Source organism: Micromonospora sp. M61, assembly GCF_018070245.1.
Taxonomy (GTDB): Bacteria; Actinomycetota; Actinomycetes; order Mycobacteriales; family Micromonosporaceae; genus Micromonospora; species Micromonospora zamorensis.
In genome coordinates, this window is the sequence record NZ_JAGPYA010000013.1 from 1 (window position 1) to 16,551 (window position 16,551).

Genomic DNA, 16,551 nt, shown 5'->3' on the forward strand with positions numbered 1-16,551 from the left:
GACGATGTCGTCGCGGCCGTCGCCGGTGACGTCGGTGGCGGATCCGCCGGCGATGGCGTGGGTCCGGGCCGCCTCGTTGAGCTGGGCCCGCGCCGTGGCGGCCGCCTGGTCGTACCGGTCGGGAAAACCCGACCGTTGGACGCACTGGGCGACCTGGCCGGCGCTGAACCCCGGGTTGTTGCGGTCGCAGACGATCGCCCGGGTGACGTACTGGGTGCTGGCGTAGACCGGGTCCATGATCTGCTCTGGCGTTCCCCAGCCGTAGTCCCAGCGCTGCTGGAAGACCCCGAGCGACGACTTGTCGCCACACGGCAGGTTGTTCATGTGTGACTCGACCCAGCCCGCCTCGAAGGCGGACAGCGTCACCTTGTCGTTGGCGTTGTGCGCGCGGGCGACCCGGTAGACGACCAGGGTCACCGCGGGGTCGCGGTTGGCCGGGATGGAGGTGCAGGCCAGGGTGCCGACCGGGTCGGCCTGCGCGGGCGCCGCCATGACCGTCGCCGCGGCGGTGCCGAGGGCGACCAGCAGGGCCAGGAGAGTACGTCTCACGCTGCTCCTCCCAGGGGCTCGAGCGGCCATCCTGGTGGCGTCGCGAACCGCCTCGGACACCCGTATCGAATGCTGAGAGTGTCATCAGGGCGATGATCGATGTCAATGCGTCATGAAGAATTCCTTCATTGCACGGGTCAGGGCGGGCAGGTATTGACACCGACGATTGTCGCGGGTTTACTCGCCCGCAACCGGTGTCGAGGGCATCGATCCGACCGGAGGGGACAGCCATGGGTGTGCGACGTCGCTCGCTGCTCGGTCGCGCCGCCGCGATAGGTGCGGCCGGCGCGCTCGGTGCCGTCGGCACGGTCCTGACAACGGCAGCGCCGGCCCAGGCCGCGGTGTGGAAGAAGCGGTTGACCGGCGCCGACCTCGACACCTCCAGCCGCTGGCGGGTGGCCGGCACCGATCTGGGCATCCCGTACGTGCTGGAGAACGGCTCGATCGGCTACCTCTTCGGCGACACCTTCGACACACCGTGGCCCGAGGGACCGCCCGTGCCGAACGACTGGCGCTCACCGGTGATGCTGCGTTCAGCCGTCCACCCCGCCGCGGCGGGTGGAGTGGTCTTCGACAGCGCGGCGCGGGTGGCCGGCAACGGGCGCGCGCCCGAGCTGATGCACAACGGCCACCACGGCATCGGCATCGACGGGCTGCCGGAGGTGACAGTCATCCCCAACGACGGCATCAGCTTCCCGGAGACCGACCGGCAGGTCATCTCCTACATGAGCATCGAGAACTGGAACTCCGCCGGCCCGGCCGGGCCGCAGTGGAAGTCCCGCTACGCGGGGCTGGCGTTCTCCGACAACGGCAACGACTTCGTCCGTACGCCGCTCAAGTGGTGGAACAGCCCGGACAACAGGGACCCGTTCCAGATGTGGACCATGCAGCGCGACGGCGATCACGTCTACGTCTTCTCGGTGCGCGCGGGGCGGCAGGACGGCCCGATGATGCTGCGCCGCGTCCGCTGGGACCGGCTGTTCTACCCCGAGTCGTACGAGGGCTGGGGCTGGAACGGCACCAACTGGGGCTGGGGCCGGCCCTGCACACCCATCCTCACCGGCCGTTTCGGTGAACCATCGGTGCGCCGCCTGGCCGACGGGACCTGGGTGATGTCATACCTAAACTGCCAGAACGGGTGCCTGGTCACCCGGACCGCGTCCGGACCGGACCGGGCGTGGACGGCGGAGAAGATCCAGGTGACGAGCTGGCAGGAGCCGGCTCTCTACGGTGGGTTCATCCATCCCTGGTCGAGCCGCAACGCCAACGATCTTCACCTGATGGTCTCCAAGTGGACGCGTACGCCGGACGGCCGCAGCACCGCCTACCACGTCAGCCAGTTCGCCGGCTCGGTGTGACGAGGCGCTGACCTGGCGCTCCCGGGCCCGACCTGCCTGAGCTGATCGGCGGGAACGCGGCCCGCCACGTTCCGGGCGGGGTGTGAGTGGGTGAGTCAGGGGGTAGGACCAAGATTGACGACGAACGCCCCGGAGCGCAGTTGACGGGGTGCCGGCCATCCCGGAATGTCGCATTTTGGCGGACGCTGATCGAGGAGGGCCTACGGCGATGACGCAGCCGACGATGCAACCCGCTGACGCGTTGGCCGAGCTGAGCCGGGTCAGACTCGACGAGATCAGCCTCGACGACATGCTGGGCCGGATCGCCGAACTCGCCAACCGGAGCATTCCCGGGACCAGGGAGGTGACCGTCACCCTGGTTCGGGGGCAGGTCGGTTCGACCGGGGCGTTCACCGGCGAGTTGGCCCGTAAGTTGGACGAGTGGCAGTACGAGGAGCACCGCGGCCCGTGCCTCGATGCGTCCGCCAGCGGTGACACCATCTCGGTGCCGGACATGACCACCGAAGATCGCTGGCCCGCATGGGCGGAGAAGGCCCGCGCCGCCGGGGTGCAGAGCTCTCTCTCGATCGGGCTTCCCATCCAGGGGTCGGTGGTGGGCGCGCTCAACGTCTACAGCGACTCGCCGAACGCCTTCGATTCGTCCTCGATCGCGAACGCGGAAGGCTTCGCCGCGTACGCGGCGGTGGCCCTGGCCAACGCGCACCTGTACGAGAACGCCGCCACACTGGCAGCGCAGATGCAGGAGGCGATGCGCAGCCGAGCCGTGATCGAGCAGGCCAAAGGGATCATCATGGGGGACCGGCGGTGCTCGTCGGAGGAGGCGTTCGCGCTGCTGTCGAAGATCTCCCAGGACACCAACCGCAAGGTGCGCGAGGTCGCGGAGGCCCTTGTCGCCCAGGCTGTCGGAAAGAAGCGCGGGTGAGCCACGCCGCGACTGCACGATGCTCACCGACAGGGCCACCCGCACGAGGCGGGTGGCCCTGTCGGCAGATCACGCGGACCGGATCACCGCCCGCCTGATTCCGGTCAGCTCTCCGACGGCTTGCGCACCGCGTCGCGTACCCGGTCGATGACCGCCAGTACCGGACCGGCGGCCAGGTTGCCCTTCGCGGACTGGGCGCTGGGATGCGGCCGCGTCGGCGCGGACGCCTCCGCCGCCCGCACGGCGGTGGCGAGGCTGCGCAGCCGGTCGACCGGGACGTGCTGGCGCAGCTGGGGGAACTCGTAGCGTTCCTCGTAACGGGCGTGCGTGAGTACGGCGTCGCGCAGCAGGACGATCCCGGTGTCGAAGCCGTCGGCGTCCACACCGCCCTTGATCAGGGTTTGCAGGGTCTCCTTCGCCTGCCGCTCCTCGTCGAGCCGGTCGTCGACCATCGCGTCCCCACCCCCACCGGGCAGCGTCCGGGCGAGCGGGTGGACGACCTCCTCCTCGGCGGTCTCGTGCGCGGCGAGGAGCTTGACCAGATCGTCGAAGGCGTCCCGCCGGGTGTCGCCGGTGCTGCCGATGACCAGCAGGAAGAGCTGCTCGATCTGGGCGTGCTGCGCGAGCAGCAGGTCGACCACGTCCTCCTCGGGCCCGGGCGTGGTCGGAGCGTCGGCGTCAGGCATGGCTGCCTCCTTCGGCGCGCAGCGCCTCGATCGGGTGCGGCCCCTCGGTCTCCATTCGGTACTCGTCGCCGAAGCGTTCCCGGTGCATGTCGATGACCTGCTCGCTCGGCGGCTTCTGGCCGTCGTGCAGTTGCTCCTGCATCCACTCGAAACGCTCGTGGGCCTCACGGACGTAGCCCTCGCCGAGTTTGGTGAGATCCATCTGGGTGGCCAGCAGGTGGCGCAGGTAGTCCTTGTTGGGCTCGAAGGTCAGCGGCTCCGGCAACCCGGCCGTGCCGACGATCTCCTCGGGTTCCCGGCCGTCGTGCCGGCGCAACAGGTCGGCGGCCTGCTGGAGGTGAGCCAGCTCCATCTGCAGGTGCAGCTCCCAGACTGCCTTGATCCGGGGGTCGCTCTCCTGTTGCAGGAAGGAGTAGTAGAGCCAGCACTCGTTGTACTCGTGGGTGAGCAGTCGCTCCCACCAGTTCTCGCCCGGGTCCAGCAGGGACTCGTAGTGGGTGACGTGCTCCTGCTCGATGAGGCTGATCTCCTGGTAGAGCTGGCGCGCGATCGGTTCCATGTACTGCGGGCCGACGTTCATGTAGTAGAACATCACCTGCTGCTCCGCCGAGAGGATCGTCAACGCGTGCAGCTTCGAGCGCGGGTCCACCGAGTTGCGGTCGTACGGGGTGCGAACCTCGTCGAAGGGGTGCCGGTGCTCCTGAATGGTCGGCCGACCCGGCATGACCTCGGTGAGACCGTTGACGATCTTCTCCGCCTTACGCCGTTCGACCATCTCGTAGAGGTTGGCGTAGCGGTACAGGTGGTCGAAGTCCTCCAGCACGCCGAACTCGTACGCCTGCTTGAGGTAGGGGTCGGGTTCGTGTCGGGCCACCCAGGCGGTGAGGTCGACGGCCACCTGTTCGTAGCCGAGCGTCGTCTCGAGCACGCTGGCGACGCCGGGAAGCAGCCAGTTCACCACCCTCTGCTGCTGGCTCTCCACGTACCGGACGTAGGCGAGCTGCCGGCGGACCTCCTGGTCCGGGCAGTTCCGGGCGAACTGGTGCTGGAAGTTGATCGCCTCGACCTCGATGCCGTTCATCGTGATGATCCGGCACCGGGTGTACGGGTCGACCGCCTCCGGGTCGATCGGCTCGACGTTCAGTTCACGCCAGTTGCGGATCTGACCGTCGAGCGGGATTCCTTTGTGGTCCAGGGGGTTGAACATCTCTCTCCTTTGTCGGGGGAGGTGGGACATACGCGGAGGGCAGGGTGCGGCGCCACCCGGGCCGCGCTGAGGACACGGCCGTGGAGTGGTGGCTGCGGAAGAGGAATCCGGTCCGTCACACGTTGCCTCCGCCATCGACGAGGGTGCCCACCCGCCGCGTGTGGGCGCGAGGCAGGGATGACCATCGAAGGGCGCGTGTCTTGACCCGAAAATCACGCTACCCACGGCAAGCGGGCACAAACCAAACCCGTCCTCCGGGACCTGGATCCGGCGGCCACGCGAGGCTGGAGACGGGTGTGAGTACCCGTCCACTGGGTAGGGCGTCCACCATGCTGAAGAGAGCGGTGTGGCAGGGACTGGTGGCAGGTCTGGTGGGGGCGGCGGTGATGACGGCTGCCGAGAAGGTCGAGCAACGGGTGACAGGCCGACCCGACTCGTACGTGCCGGCCCGGGTGCTGGCACGGCTGACTGGCCTGCCGGAACGTCCGGGGCAGCAGCCGCGGTGGCAGAACCTGGCGATGCACTACGGGCAGGGCGCGCTGGTCGGCGTGCTGCGAAGTGTCATGGCCCAGGCCGGCCTGCGCGGCACCTGGGCCTCGGGGATGTTCACGGCGGTGCGCCTGACCAGCGACCAGATCCTGGAGAACGCCACCGGTGTGGGGGCGCCCCCGCTGACCTGGCCACGTGCGGAACTCGCCATCGACATGGTGCACAAGTCCATCTACGGGTTCGCCACCGGCGCGGTGGCGGATGTGCTCGCCGCCCGCGACGGCGCCGGACCTGGACAGCGGCACGCGGCACTCCGGCCCGGTCGCCACTCGGACGTCGGCCCGCTGCCGCGTGCCGCGGTGCGTCGGGGCTGACGCGTCACCTGCCACTGTCGGCCGAGGTGCTGCGGGCGGGGCAGTGGAGTGATTAGCTGCACGGATGATCGCCCCCGTTTCCCTCGGCACCTGGCCGACTCCGCTGGAGGCCGCGCCCCGGCTCGCCGCCCGGCTGGGCCTGGCCGAGCTCTGGTTCAAGCGTGACGACCTCAACGGCCTCGGCGGTGGCGGCAACAAGATCCGCAAGTTGCAGTACACCTGCGCCGAGGCGCTCGCAGTCGGCGCCACCACCGTGATCACCTCCGGCGCACCGCAGAGCAACCACGCCCGCCTCACCGCCGCCGCAGCCGCCCGGCTCGGCCTCGCCTGCGTGCTGGTGCTCGACGGCCCGCCCCCGGACGAGCAGCGCGGCAACCTGCTGCTCGACGGGCTCGCCGGCGCCGAGATCGTCTGGGGCGGGCACCGACCGCTCGCCGAGGTGGTGGCGCACGAGGCGGAGAGCCGATCCGCGTACCTCATCCCGTTCGGCGGCACCTCGCCCGCGTCCACCCAGGGTTACGTGGACTGCGCTCGGGAGCTGCGCGCCCAGGTGCCGGACATCGACTCGGCCGAGGTCGTGGTGGCGCTCGGCTCCGGTGGGACGATGGCCGGCCTCGTGCAGGAACTGGGCGCCGAGCGGGTTGTCGGCGTGAGTGTCGGCGCCGTGCCCGACCCGCGCGCGACTGTCGCCGGGCTGCTCGTCGGCGAGGTCGAGCCGGACGCGCTGCGGATCGACGGCTCCCAGGTGGGCGCCGGGTACCGCACGCTCACCGACACGGCGCGGGCGGCGTTGGAGACGACCGCGCGCGACGAGGGGGTCTTCCTGGACCCGACGTACACCGGTCGGGCGATGGCTGCGCTGCTGGCCGGCAGCTTCCCGCACGGCGACCGGGTGATCTTTCTGCACACCGGCGGCCTTCCCGGCCTCTTCGGCCACCCGCAGGTCTAGGTCCCCGGGTCTCATTCGGGCCAGGCGGACTCCTCGATGACCCGGACGAAGTCGATGTGGCGGTAGCCGGGCACCCGGTGCTCCAGCACGTCACCGTTGACGGTGCCGAAGGTGGTGTCCGGCCGGTGCCGGAAGCCGTCGGCGAACGCGTCGACGATGGCTCGCTTGAAGTTCGGCCGCGGGTGCGCCGTGGTGACCGCCGCGATGTCGGCGGGCGACAACTCGTGGTAGCCGATGCCGAGCACGTCCGTCTCGACCCCGGCGGTGACGAGGGCGACCTCGGGCTCCAGGCGGTACGGGACCTCCGGCGTGGTGTGCAGGGCGATGCCCTCCCACACGAGCCGCGCCTCGCGCTCGCCGATGCCGTTCGACCGGAGGAAGCGGCGTGCCTCGTCCGCGCCGTCGAGTTCGAAGCGCTGATCGTCGCGGCGGTAGCGTTCGGTCAGCCCCAGGTCATGGAACATCGCGCCCACGTAGAGCAGCTCGGGGTCGGCCCTCAGGCCGAGCCGCCGACCCTGGAGCGAGCCGAAGACGAAGACCCGCCGGGAGTGATGGAACAGCAGGTCGTCGGTGGCCTGGCGGACGAGCTCGGTGGCGTCGTTGGCGAGACGTGAGTCGGGGATCTCGATGCCGGCGATCGTCTGGCTCATGGAGGTTCCTGTCGGTCCGGGAGCCCGGCCGGGCTCCGATGCGTCAAGCGTCACCCGAGCGGACCGATCAGCGCCCCGTCCCATCTGCCATGCTTCCCTCAGATCGGGACATGGGTGAAGGGGGCCACGCTGTGGGCAGTCCGGCGGCAGAGCCGCACCGGGTGACGGCTCTGGTCTTCGACGGGATGAAGCTACTCGACCTGGCCGGGCCGTTCGAGGTATTCGCGGAGGCCGCCAGGTTCGGCGCACGGTACGAGCTGGAGGTGCGCTCCAGCGACGGCGCCGCGGTGCGCGCCTCGACGGGTATGCGCGTCCCCGTGGACGGCGACGTCGACTCGGCGACCGACGTCGGGACCGCCCTCGTGGTCGGCGGCGATGCGCTCCCGACGAACCCGATCAGTGCTGAACTCACCGCCGCCGCGACGGCTCTGTCCCGCCGGGCCGCTCGTACGGCCTCGGTCTGCACCGGCGCCTTCGTGCTCGCCGGCGCCGGCCTGCTGGACGGCCGGCGCGCGACGACCCACTGGCAGCACGCCCGACTGCTCGCTGCCGCGTTCCCGAGGGTGCGGGTGGAGCCCGATGCCATCTTCGTGCAAGACGGGACGATCTTCACGTCCGCCGGTGTGTCCGCCGGCATCGACCTCGCGCTGGCCCTGGTCGAGCGCGACCACGGCGAGGAGATCGCCCGGTCGGTCGCGCAGTCACTGGTCGTGTTCCTGCAACGGCCCGGCGGTCAGTCGCAGTTCTCTCCCTCGCTGGCCCTGCCCCGACCGGGCACCCCGGTGCTGCGACAGGTGACTGACGCGGTGGCAGCGGACCCGGCTGGCGACCACTCGGTGACCGCCCCCGCCAGCCGGGCCCATGTCAGCCCGCGTCACCTCTCCCGGCTGTTCCGGCAGGAGCTGGGCAGCAGCCCCAGCAAGTACGTGGAGGGCGTGCGGGTCGACGCGGCCATCCGCCTGCTGCACGCGGGCCAGTCGGTCACCGCCTGCGCCCAACAGGTCGGCGTCGGCAGCCCGGAGACGTTGCGCCGGATGTTCCTCACCCGGGTCGGAGTGTCGCCACGTGCCTACCAGCAGCGGTTCCGCAGGACGGCACGTGACCCGGCGACGGTGCTGGACGACGAGGACGTCGTCGAACCGTGACCGCGCGACCGCTGCCCGTCGCTCCCGCGCTGATCAGCGTGCGACGTGGCAGTGCCCTCCGGTGGGGTCGCACCGAAGGGCACCGCGCCGAGATGTGGAACGGGGGTCAGGCCGTGGCGAACTGCTCGCGGTGGTCGTTGGCGAACTCGGTGAAGCTCCGCGGCGCCCGGCCGACGACGTTCTCGACATGATCGTTGGTGAAGTCGCCCCAACCGGAGCCGTAGGCGACCCGGTACTCGGCGAGGACCTCCGCCGTCCACTGGTCGAGGCCCGCCCGGAGCAGGTTGTCGCGTGCCTCTTCCGGGCTCTGCGGTACGTAGCGCACCGGCTGTCCGAGCGTACGGGCGATGTCGTCGGCGGCCTGGTGCAGGGTGATGCTCTCCGGGCCGGTGGGCGTGTAGATCCTGCTCTCGTGCCGCCCGGGCGCGGCGAGGATCGCCGCCCCTGTGGCGGCGATGTCCCGTGCGTCGATCACACCGACCCGCGCCTCGCCGAAGAGCCCGTAGAGGTGCTCTCCGGCCTTGGAGCCGAGCAGGTTCTGCATGAAGTGGCTCGGGCGCAGGATCGTCCAGGGGATGCCCGACTCCTGCAGCTCGGCGTCGGAGAGCGCGTGCAGGCGGCCGTTGCGGGTGGGCGCGTCGTGTGCGGCACCGATGGCGGAGAGTCGGACGATGTGCCGCACTCCGGCCTGCCGGGCGGCCCACACCGCGTTCATGCTCTGGCTCGGCGCCGTCGGGCCCATCGGCGTCAGCAGCCACAGGGTCGTCACGCCCTCGAACGCCGGGGTCAGCGTGGCGGGGCTGTCCAGGTCGCCGACGACGTAGTCGACACCGTCGAGCCTGGGCGTGCGAGACATGTCCCGTACGAGGGCGCGCACCGGCTGCGCGCCGGCGAGCTCCCGCAGCACCTCCCTCGACACGGTGCCGTTTGCTCCGGTGATCAGAATGGTCATGGTCGTCCTCCCGGTCAGGTGGACCGCGGTCGGGCCGCTGGTCGACGTCAGCGACCATATAGTCCAAAAGCTGTACCGTCCAATGATTGGACCAACTTATGAAGCGCAGCACACTCAAGGAGCAGGACCCGGACCTCGGCATCCTGGCCGTGCAGCTCTCCGCGCGCGTCCAGCGCGAGATCTTCCGGCGCTCCGCCGAGCACGGGTTCGACGACGTCCGGCCCCGCCACGGCGCGGTGCTCGCGTACCTGGACGCGGAGGGCACCCGCCCCGGCGAGCTCGCCCGCCTGGCAGGCCGCAACAAGCAGACGATGGGCGCGATCCTCGACGAGTTGGAGCGGCTGGGCTACGTCCGGCGTACGCCCGACCCGGCCGACCGGCGGGCGAAGCTGATCGTGCCGACCGATCGGGGCCTCAGGTTCATGGAGCTCTCGGACGGGATCGTGAACCTGATCGAGCAGAAACTCTCCGACACGCTCGGCTCCGATCTCTATCAGGATTTCCGCAGCGCGCTGGGCCGTGGCGTGGCGAGCCTCCCGGCAACCGGTCACGACACCGAGGGCTGAGACGGCGTCACCCGTCGCGCCCTGTCGGGGTGCGTAGGGCCGCGAAGGTGTCGTCCGGCTGATGTCGGGAACGCGGCATCCCGCAGAGACGCAGGCGGTTCCGTGGTGATCGGGAAGGGGCAGCGATGAGCCCGAAGAGTGCTCAGGGCGACGCGAGCGGCATGTCGGGCGTCGAGGGCGTCGACATGAAGCTGGAGGTGATCGTCATCCCGGTGTCGGACGTCGACCGCGCGAAGGCGTTCTACGTACGCCTCGGGTGGCGCCTCGACCAGACGCCGCCGGGCATCGTCCAGCTGACGCCGCACGGTTCCGGGTGCTCCGTGCAGTTCGGCCCCGGGCTCACGCCGGCGGCGCCCGGCTCGGCCATGGCCTACCTGGTCGTGTCCGACATCGAGGCGACCCGCAACGCCCTGGTCTCCGCCGGTGTCGAGGTCGGCGGGGTCTTCCACGTAAGCCCGGCCGGCCCGGTTGACGGGCTGGACCCGGAGCGGCGCAGCTACGTCTCGCGCGCCACGTTCCGCGACCCGGACGGCAACACCTGGCTGATGCAGGAGATCACGAACAGGCTTCCGGGTCGGATCGAGAGTGGGCTGACGTCGTACGGCTCGGCGACCGACCTGGCGAGCGCGATGCGACGCGCGGCTGCCGCCCACGGCGAGCACGAGGAGCGCACCGGCCAGCGGGACGAGAACTGGCCCGACTGGTACGCGGCGTACATGGTCAGCGAGCAGTCGGGGGCCACGCCACCCGAGTGAGCCCCGCGACGCGAGGCGGCGGTCGGCCGGTCAGCGCAGCCCGCGGACGAGGTTGTCGACCAGGGTGCGGGCGAAGTCCTCGGTGAGCGGCAGGTCGGGGACGAGGAGCCGGTGGTAGCAGGCGCCCCAGAGCTGGTCGACCACGGATTCGGGGTCGATGTCGGCGCGTAGCTGCCCCCGGGCCATGGCCCGGGTGAGGGCTTCCACGGCGAGGGCCCGGCGGGGGCCCGAGTAGCGCTGCCGATAGGCGTCGGCCAGCTCGGGGTCGGTCTGCGCCTGCGCGATGAGGTGGGCGATGACCCGCCCGGCGGGGGTGTCGCGCACGAGGTGGACGAAGGCGACGAGCTGGTTGGTCAGGTCGGCGACGATGTCGGCGGTGTCAGTGAAGGCCAGCGTGGGCGCGACGACGGTGAAGTAGCCGTCCAGGGCGAGTGCCCCCTTTGAGGGCCACCACTTGTAGATCGTCATCCGGCTGGCCCCGGCTTGGGCGGCGACCTTCTCGATGGTGAAGCCGGCCATGCCCTCGGCCAGCAGCAGATCACCGGCGGCCGTGAGGATCTCCGCGCGTACCTGGTCGGCGGGTCGGCGACCACGGCCACGCCGGGGTGGCGTGTTCGCATCCGGGGTGAGCTGGGCCACTGGTCCTCCGAGTTATATGGACAGAGTGTCTTCGTGCTGGTTATATGGACACAGCGTACACAACGGTGCCCCGACAGCAGGACGCACCGCGACGACGACCGAAGGAGACGAGGAACATGACGGGTCTACGACGGCGACAGTTGGGTGCCTCCGGGCCGGAAGTGTCGATCATCGGCCTCGGTGCGATGGGCATGTCGGACCTGTACGGGCCGGCCGACGAGGCGGAGAGCATCGCGACCCTGCACGCGGCGATCGACGCCGGTGTGAACCTGGTCGACACCGCCGACTTCTACGGGTCGGGCCACAACGAGATGCTGATCGGCCGTGTGCTGCGGGAGCGTCGCCGGGAGGAGCTGGTGATCAGCGTCAAGTTCGGCGCGCGCCGGACACCGGACGGCGGGTTCCAGGCGGCACCGTACGACGTGTCGGCGGCAGCGGTGAAGGACCGGCTGGCGTACTCGCTGCGCCGGTTGGGCACCGACTACATCGACATCTACCGGCCGTCGCGGCTGAACCCGCAGGTGCCGGTCGAGGAGACCGTGGGCGCGCTGCTCGACATGCAGCAGGCCGGCTACATCCGGCACATCGGGCTCTCCGAGGTGAGCGCGGACAGCATCCGTCGGGCTGCCGCGGTGGCACCGATCAGTGACGTCCAGATCGAGTACTCGCTGCTGTCGCGTGGCCCGGAGGCCACGATCCTGCCGGCGCTGCGCGAGCTGGGCATCGGCCTGACCGCCTACGGTGTGCTGTCCCGAGGTCTGCTCAGCGGGCACTGGTCGGCGGACCGTGAGCTGACCGGCACGGACTTCCGGGCGAACAGCCCACGGTTCCAGGGCGAGCACCTGGCCGCGAACCTGCGCCTCGTGGACGCGCTCGGCCGGGTCGCCCAGCGGCTGGGGGCGACCACGAGTCAGGTGGCGATCGCCTGGGTCGCCGCGCAGGGTGAGCAGATCGTGCCACTGGTCGGCGCGCGGCGGCGGGATCGGCTGGCCGAGTCGTTGGCCGCAGCCGACCTGACGCTGGATCAGGAGACGTTGGACGAGATCGAGCGTGCCGTGCCGGCCGGTGCCGCCTCCGGCCAGCGGTACGCGGCGCCGATGATGGACCTGCTCGACAGCGAGAAGTGACGGCCACGTCAGGGAGTTGACCGCCAGACCCAGTTGCGGCGCTCGTAGAGCGGCACCAGCCCGGCGCGACGCATGTTGTTCAGCGACGGGTTCTGCGTACCGGGTGCGGGGTTCCCGGTCTCGGCGAACAGCCATTGGCATCCGGCCTCGGCCGCGGCTCGGGCGCGGGCGGCGATCAGCGCCGACTGCGCACCGAGGCCGCGGTGACCGGGTGCCGTCGCGGCGGCGTTGAGCGACGCGGCCCGGTCGTGCAGGAACAGGTTGCCGCCCGCCACGAGCTCCGCGTCGTCCCACGCCGCGTACGGCCGCCAGGCTGGCTCGCCCACGGTCGCCGTCAGCATGTCGGTGAGCCCACCGGCCGGCATGCCGAAGCCGGAGAGCACGACGTTCGCCCAGCGCTCCGCCTCGGCCGTCGGCACCGGGCCGACGCGCAGGCGGGTCGGGGCCGCAGCGACGTCACCGGGTCGGGCGGCGAGCTTGAGCCAGGTGCTCCCCGCTTCGAGCCCGCGTGCCGCGGCGATCTCGTCGAAGCCTGCGGGCAGCACCGACGGGACAAGCTGGAGGACGGCCTGACCGACGCCCTGCTCCCGGTAGAAGTCGAGGACGTCGTCCAGGATTCGCGCCGTGAACGGCTCGGTGATGCCGAAGCCGAGCGCCTTGCTCCAGTACCCACCGGAGGGGTCGTTGCGCATCGCGAGGGCGACACCGCCGCCGATGCGCGTGGTCGCGATCCCGAGATCGGTGTACGCGGGCTCGGGTGCCCGCGACTCGTAGGAGTACATGAATTCGCACTCCATGCCTTCGGCGAGCGGGGTCAGGTCGGATGGGTCGATCATCAGCCGATTGTCGACCTGTACCGGTCCCAGGCTCGCACCAGCTGCATGCGGTTGTTGATACCCAGCTTGTGGTAGATGGATCGGAGCTGGGTGTCCACCGTGTGGAACGAGACGAAGAGGTGCCCGGCCGCTTCCTTCTTGGTGGCACCGGCGGCGAGCATCTCGGCCACCCGCTCCTCGGCGGGCGTGAGCGCGTCGATGCCCGTGCGGGGCGACTTATCGACCGACGACCGACGGCGTGGGGTGGCAGCGAGTTCGGCGCATCTCCGGTCGGCGGTCGCCTGGTCGCCCGGCGCGCCGATGCGGGCGTAGAGGGCGGCCGCCTCGTGCGCGGCGTCCCACGCCTCGGTCGGATACAGCCGGGGACTATTGGCGAGGTCGAGCAACGCGTCGGCCAGGGCCGGCCACGCGGTGGTGGTGCGCAGCCCGGCGATCGCCGACCGGAGTGCGTCGGGGTCGCGATCGAGCAGCCCTCTGGTCTGGTCCGCCAGTGCCTGCCACAGCGGGACCGGCGTCCGTGTGGCCACCAGTGCGACAAGTTCGGTGACCCGGCGGGCGGCCTGCGTGTCGCCAGCGGCCACTGCCACGCGGACCAGGCGGGGGCCGAACTGCGGCACGGGCAGGAGAGGCCGCACTGACCGGTGCAGGTCGCCGACGATGCTGTTGAGGAGGCTCGACGGCTCGCTGAGGGCCGGATCGCGGACGGCGACGCAAAGAGCGGGAGTCCACACCGTACTGTCCGGCCACCGTCTCCGGGTCAGGCAGGTACGCAGGATGGCGCGCGCCGCATGGTGATCGCCCCGGCGGTGGTGCACCTCCGCGATGACCGTGACCAGCAGGGCACGTGTCTCCTGACTGATGTCCACCGAGTCGGATCCGAGCCTGGTGGCCGCGAGGGCGGCAGCCTCGGGCAACTCGCCCACCGCGACCATGCGCAGGCAGTCCAGGGCGGTCAGGGTGCCGCTCAACGGCGTACCGGTCGAGGTGGTGTCGTCGAAGGCCTGACCGATCGCCGTCCGGGCATCCTGGTGCCGACCGAGGCCGAGCTGCACCAGGATTCCTTCGGCTCGGACCGAGGTGACGTCCCGTCGGGCCGCCCTGGCGTCCGGGTCCATGGCCGTCAGGACGGCGTGCGCGCCGGGCAGGTCTCCGTGCGACAGCGCGCGGGCGGCCCGGCCGAGGGCGAGGTGGCGGGCGGATGACCAGTCACCCGCTGTGGCGTGCGCGGTGCCCGCCTCGCGCAGCAGGGCATCGGCGTCCGGATGCCCGGTGCGGGCAGCGACGGTGGCGATGACGGCGAGCAGAGTGGCCCGGCTCGGAGCGTCCAGCCGTTGGTTCAGCGACTCCCGTAGGCCCGCGAAGGCGACCGACGGTGGCTCCAGCGCCGCGATCTGTGCCAGGCGACCGAGCAGCAGGGCACGGTGTCGCTCACCGCGGCCATTCGCGGCGATCTCCACCGCAAGGACGCGCAGGGCAGCCTGGCCGCGCTCGTCGAGCCGGAGCTGATCCGCCGCGGCGAACAGCCACCGTTGTCGTTGCTCGGCGTCGGCGGCGATGTCGTCAGCCGGGATGGCTCCGGCGTTGAAGGATGATTCGGACAATGGCGTTCTCCCCGGTGGTTACCCGGCGCGTCGAAATGCCGTCCTGCGACCGAGCCTAGCGATGGCGGCAGAGGCGGGCGACCAGATCGACGAACCGGCGCGGTTGCGCCGAATGGCCCACGACGTCCCGGATTTGGCGTGCCGTAATGGCGCGATCACGTGATGCGACGGCGCCGGCCCGGCTCCGATCATCGAAAGCATGGCTCACTCCACGTCGCCCCTCGATGGTTGGCTGCCGAGCAGCGCAACGGGTCGGCCCGACTGCTGTTCGACAGCCAACGATCGGGGCGAGCAGCCGGGGCGGACCGGGCTTCCGGGCGTGCACCGGCTCCGGGTCGTACTGCTGGCTCTCGTCGTGTTCGCCAGCACCGGGGCGGGTGGTCACGCTCCACCGTGGACCCGCCTGGTGGTGGTGGCGACCGCGGTGGCGGTTCCCGCCGCGATCGCAGTCCAGTACGGGTGGTCCTCGGTGCGCACCCTGCTGGGGCTGCCGTCCCGGCCACGCCTGCGAGGTGGATCCGTGTCCGCGCCCAATCCGGCCCAACCGGAGTGAGGAGACAGCGATCATGGCGAACAGCGATCCCCAGCCGCGACGCGGCGACCAGGGCGGCCCGCCCATCCCCGGCCGCAACATCGCACTTGAGCGGCAGAACCCCGACCTGGTGGTGCCGCCGACGACCGACAGTCGACTGGTGCCCAACCTGAAGTTCTCGTTCTCCCAGGCGCACACCCGGGTGGAGAAGGGTGGCTGGACCCGCGAGGTCACCGCCCGGGATCTGCCGATCGCCACCCAGATGGCCGGCGTCCAGTTCGGCCTGGAGCCGGGCGGATACCGCGAGATCCACTGGCACCAGCAGTCGGAGTGGGCGTACATGCTCAGCGGCAGTTGCCGGATCAGCGCGGTCGACCACGAGGGACGCAACTTCATCGAGGACGTGAAGGAGGGCGACCTGTGGTTCTTTCCGCAGGGTGTGCCGCACAACATCCAGGCGCTGGACGAGGGCGCGCAGTTCCTGCTCGTCTTCAACGACGGGGCGTTCTCGGAGAACAACACCTTCCTGCTCAGCGACTTCTTCGCCCACACGCCCCGGCACGTCCTAGCCAAGAACTTCGGCTGGACGATGGAACAGATGGAGAACCTGCCCGAGCGGGAGAAGTACATCTTCCAGGGCGACGTGCCGCCGCCCCTGCAACAGGACCGGGTGATCAGCCCCACCGGTGACATCCCGCGCAGCTTCAAACACCGGATGACCGCCCAGACCCCGCAACGCTTCCGCGGCGGGACGGTACGGGTCACCGACTCGACCAACTTCGCCGCGTCCGTGACCACCGCCGCCGCCCTCGTCGAGGTCGAGCCCGGGGGAATGCGCGAGCTGCACTGGCACCCCACCACCGACGAGTGGCAGTACTACATCTCCGGCACCGGTCGGATGGGCGTCTTCGCGGCCCAGGCCGCCGCCCGGACGTTCGACTTCCAGGCCGGCGACGTGGGCTACGTGCCGTTCGCGTACGGGCACTACATAGAGAACACCGGCGACGAACCGCTGGTGTTCCTGGAGATGTTCCGGCATCCGCGCTTCGAGGACATCTCGGTGATGCAGTGGATGGCAAACACGCCCCACGAGATCATCGCGGACACGATCAACGTGCAGAAGTCGATGGTCGACGCCTTGCCGACCACAAAGCAGACGGTGGTCTGACCACTGTGACCGGCCCTCGCGGATCAGCTTCCGACGGGTGCCGGAG

Annotated in this window: 17 protein-coding genes and 1 pseudogene; 10 read left to right on the forward strand and 8 right to left on the reverse strand. The window is 70.5% G+C overall.

The features are described from left to right. Nucleotides 1–549, reverse strand: a pseudogene (locus tag KBX34_RS09795) (VCBS repeat-containing protein); the annotation flags it as partial. Nucleotides 550–779: 230 nt separating this feature from the next. On the opposite strand from KBX34_RS09795, the gene KBX34_RS09800 reads away from it, so the two are divergent. Together KBX34_RS09800 and KBX34_RS09805 are read left to right on the forward strand one after the other, a co-directional pair. Then, complete coding sequence (locus tag KBX34_RS09800) at nucleotides 780–1,907, forward strand: DUF4185 domain-containing protein (protein WP_210790637.1); 1,128 nt, start codon at nucleotides 780–782, stop codon at nucleotides 1,905–1,907. Nucleotides 1,908–2,115: 208 nt separating this feature from the next. Further along, nucleotides 2,116–2,829: a GAF and ANTAR domain-containing protein gene (locus tag KBX34_RS09805; protein ID WP_088948870.1), complete on the forward strand. Its 714-nt coding sequence runs from the start codon at nucleotides 2,116–2,118 to the stop codon at nucleotides 2,827–2,829. A 104-nt stretch (nucleotides 2,830–2,933) separates the two neighbouring features. Here KBX34_RS09805 and KBX34_RS09810 read toward each other — a convergent pair whose 3' ends face one another. Further along, entirely contained in the window at nucleotides 2,934–3,515 is a 582-nt protein-coding gene (locus tag KBX34_RS09810) for a hemerythrin domain-containing protein (protein WP_210790635.1), read from the reverse strand. Beyond that, the gene (locus tag KBX34_RS09815) at nucleotides 3,508–4,722 is read right to left on the reverse strand and encodes a hypothetical protein (RefSeq protein WP_088948868.1); all 1,215 of its coding nucleotides are present in this window, start codon (nucleotides 4,720–4,722) and stop codon (nucleotides 3,508–3,510) included. The genes KBX34_RS09810 and KBX34_RS09815 overlap by 8 nt, the downstream gene beginning before the upstream one ends. Nucleotides 4,723–5,051: 329 nt before the next feature. On the opposite strand from KBX34_RS09815, the gene KBX34_RS09820 reads away from it, so the two are divergent. Beyond that, nucleotides 5,052–5,585 (forward strand): hypothetical protein, encoded by a 534-nt coding sequence (locus KBX34_RS09820; RefSeq protein WP_088948867.1) that lies wholly within the window; start codon nucleotides 5,052–5,054, stop codon nucleotides 5,583–5,585. 64 nt (nucleotides 5,586–5,649) lie between these two features. Continuing rightward, nucleotides 5,650–6,534 carry a pyridoxal-phosphate dependent enzyme gene (locus KBX34_RS09825; protein ID WP_210790632.1) on the forward strand — a complete coding sequence of 295 codons (885 nt, stop codon included), beginning with the start codon at nucleotides 5,650–5,652 and terminating at the stop codon, nucleotides 6,532–6,534. Nucleotides 6,535–6,545: 11 nt separating this feature from the next. On the opposite strand, the gene KBX34_RS09830 is transcribed toward KBX34_RS09825, so the two are convergent. Next, entirely contained in the window at nucleotides 6,546–7,184 is a 639-nt protein-coding gene (locus KBX34_RS09830; protein WP_210924575.1) for an HD domain-containing protein, read from the reverse strand. Nucleotides 7,185–7,294: 110 nt separating this feature from the next. Here KBX34_RS09830 and KBX34_RS09835 point away from each other — a divergent pair, with 110 nt between their 5' ends. Continuing rightward, nucleotides 7,295–8,329 (forward strand): GlxA family transcriptional regulator, encoded by a 1,035-nt coding sequence (locus tag KBX34_RS09835; protein ID WP_210924576.1) that lies wholly within the window; start codon nucleotides 7,295–7,297, stop codon nucleotides 8,327–8,329. Nucleotides 8,330–8,435: 106 nt separating this feature from the next. On the opposite strand, the gene KBX34_RS09840 is transcribed toward KBX34_RS09835, so the two are convergent. Beyond that, a complete protein-coding gene (locus KBX34_RS09840) occupies nucleotides 8,436–9,281 on the reverse strand; it encodes an SDR family oxidoreductase (protein ID WP_210924578.1) in 846 nt (281 codons plus the stop codon). An 86-nt stretch (nucleotides 9,282–9,367) separates the two neighbouring features. On the opposite strand from KBX34_RS09840, the gene KBX34_RS09845 reads away from it, so the two are divergent. Continuing rightward, a complete protein-coding gene (locus KBX34_RS09845; protein ID WP_247666800.1) occupies nucleotides 9,368–9,847 on the forward strand; it encodes a MarR family winged helix-turn-helix transcriptional regulator in 480 nt (159 codons plus the stop codon). Nucleotides 9,848–9,972: 125 nt separating this feature from the next. Next, the gene (locus KBX34_RS09850) at nucleotides 9,973–10,602 is read left to right on the forward strand and encodes a VOC family protein (protein WP_141909955.1); all 630 of its coding nucleotides are present in this window, start codon (nucleotides 9,973–9,975) and stop codon (nucleotides 10,600–10,602) included. Nucleotides 10,603–10,632: 30 nt separating this feature from the next. Here the strand turns inward: KBX34_RS09850 and KBX34_RS09855 are convergent, their stop codons facing one another. Beyond that, the gene (locus tag KBX34_RS09855) at nucleotides 10,633–11,241 is read right to left on the reverse strand and encodes a TetR/AcrR family transcriptional regulator (RefSeq protein ID WP_088948863.1); all 609 of its coding nucleotides are present in this window, start codon (nucleotides 11,239–11,241) and stop codon (nucleotides 10,633–10,635) included. A 116-nt stretch (nucleotides 11,242–11,357) separates the two neighbouring features. On the opposite strand from KBX34_RS09855, the gene KBX34_RS09860 reads away from it, so the two are divergent. Continuing rightward, nucleotides 11,358–12,368 carry an aldo/keto reductase gene (locus tag KBX34_RS09860; RefSeq protein ID WP_088948862.1) on the forward strand — a complete coding sequence of 337 codons (1,011 nt, stop codon included), beginning with the start codon at nucleotides 11,358–11,360 and terminating at the stop codon, nucleotides 12,366–12,368. An 8-nt stretch (nucleotides 12,369–12,376) separates the two neighbouring features. On the opposite strand, the gene KBX34_RS09865 is transcribed toward KBX34_RS09860, so the two are convergent. Further along, a complete protein-coding gene (locus KBX34_RS09865) occupies nucleotides 12,377–13,204 on the reverse strand; it encodes a GNAT family N-acetyltransferase (RefSeq protein WP_210924580.1) in 828 nt (275 codons plus the stop codon). Then, nucleotides 13,204–14,805 (reverse strand): helix-turn-helix transcriptional regulator, encoded by a 1,602-nt coding sequence (locus tag KBX34_RS09870; RefSeq protein ID WP_210924582.1) that lies wholly within the window; start codon nucleotides 14,803–14,805, stop codon nucleotides 13,204–13,206. The genes KBX34_RS09865 and KBX34_RS09870 overlap by 1 nt, the downstream gene beginning before the upstream one ends. Before the next feature lie 199 nt (nucleotides 14,806–15,004). Here KBX34_RS09870 and KBX34_RS09875 point away from each other — a divergent pair, with 199 nt between their 5' ends. Continuing rightward, nucleotides 15,005–15,358 (forward strand): hypothetical protein, encoded by a 354-nt coding sequence (locus tag KBX34_RS09875; protein WP_143743246.1) that lies wholly within the window; start codon nucleotides 15,005–15,007, stop codon nucleotides 15,356–15,358. A gap of 13 nt (nucleotides 15,359–15,371) precedes the next feature. Beyond that, complete coding sequence (locus KBX34_RS09880) at nucleotides 15,372–16,505, forward strand: cupin domain-containing protein (protein WP_099854819.1); 1,134 nt, start codon at nucleotides 15,372–15,374, stop codon at nucleotides 16,503–16,505. Nucleotides 16,506–16,551: the final 46 nt, after the last annotated feature.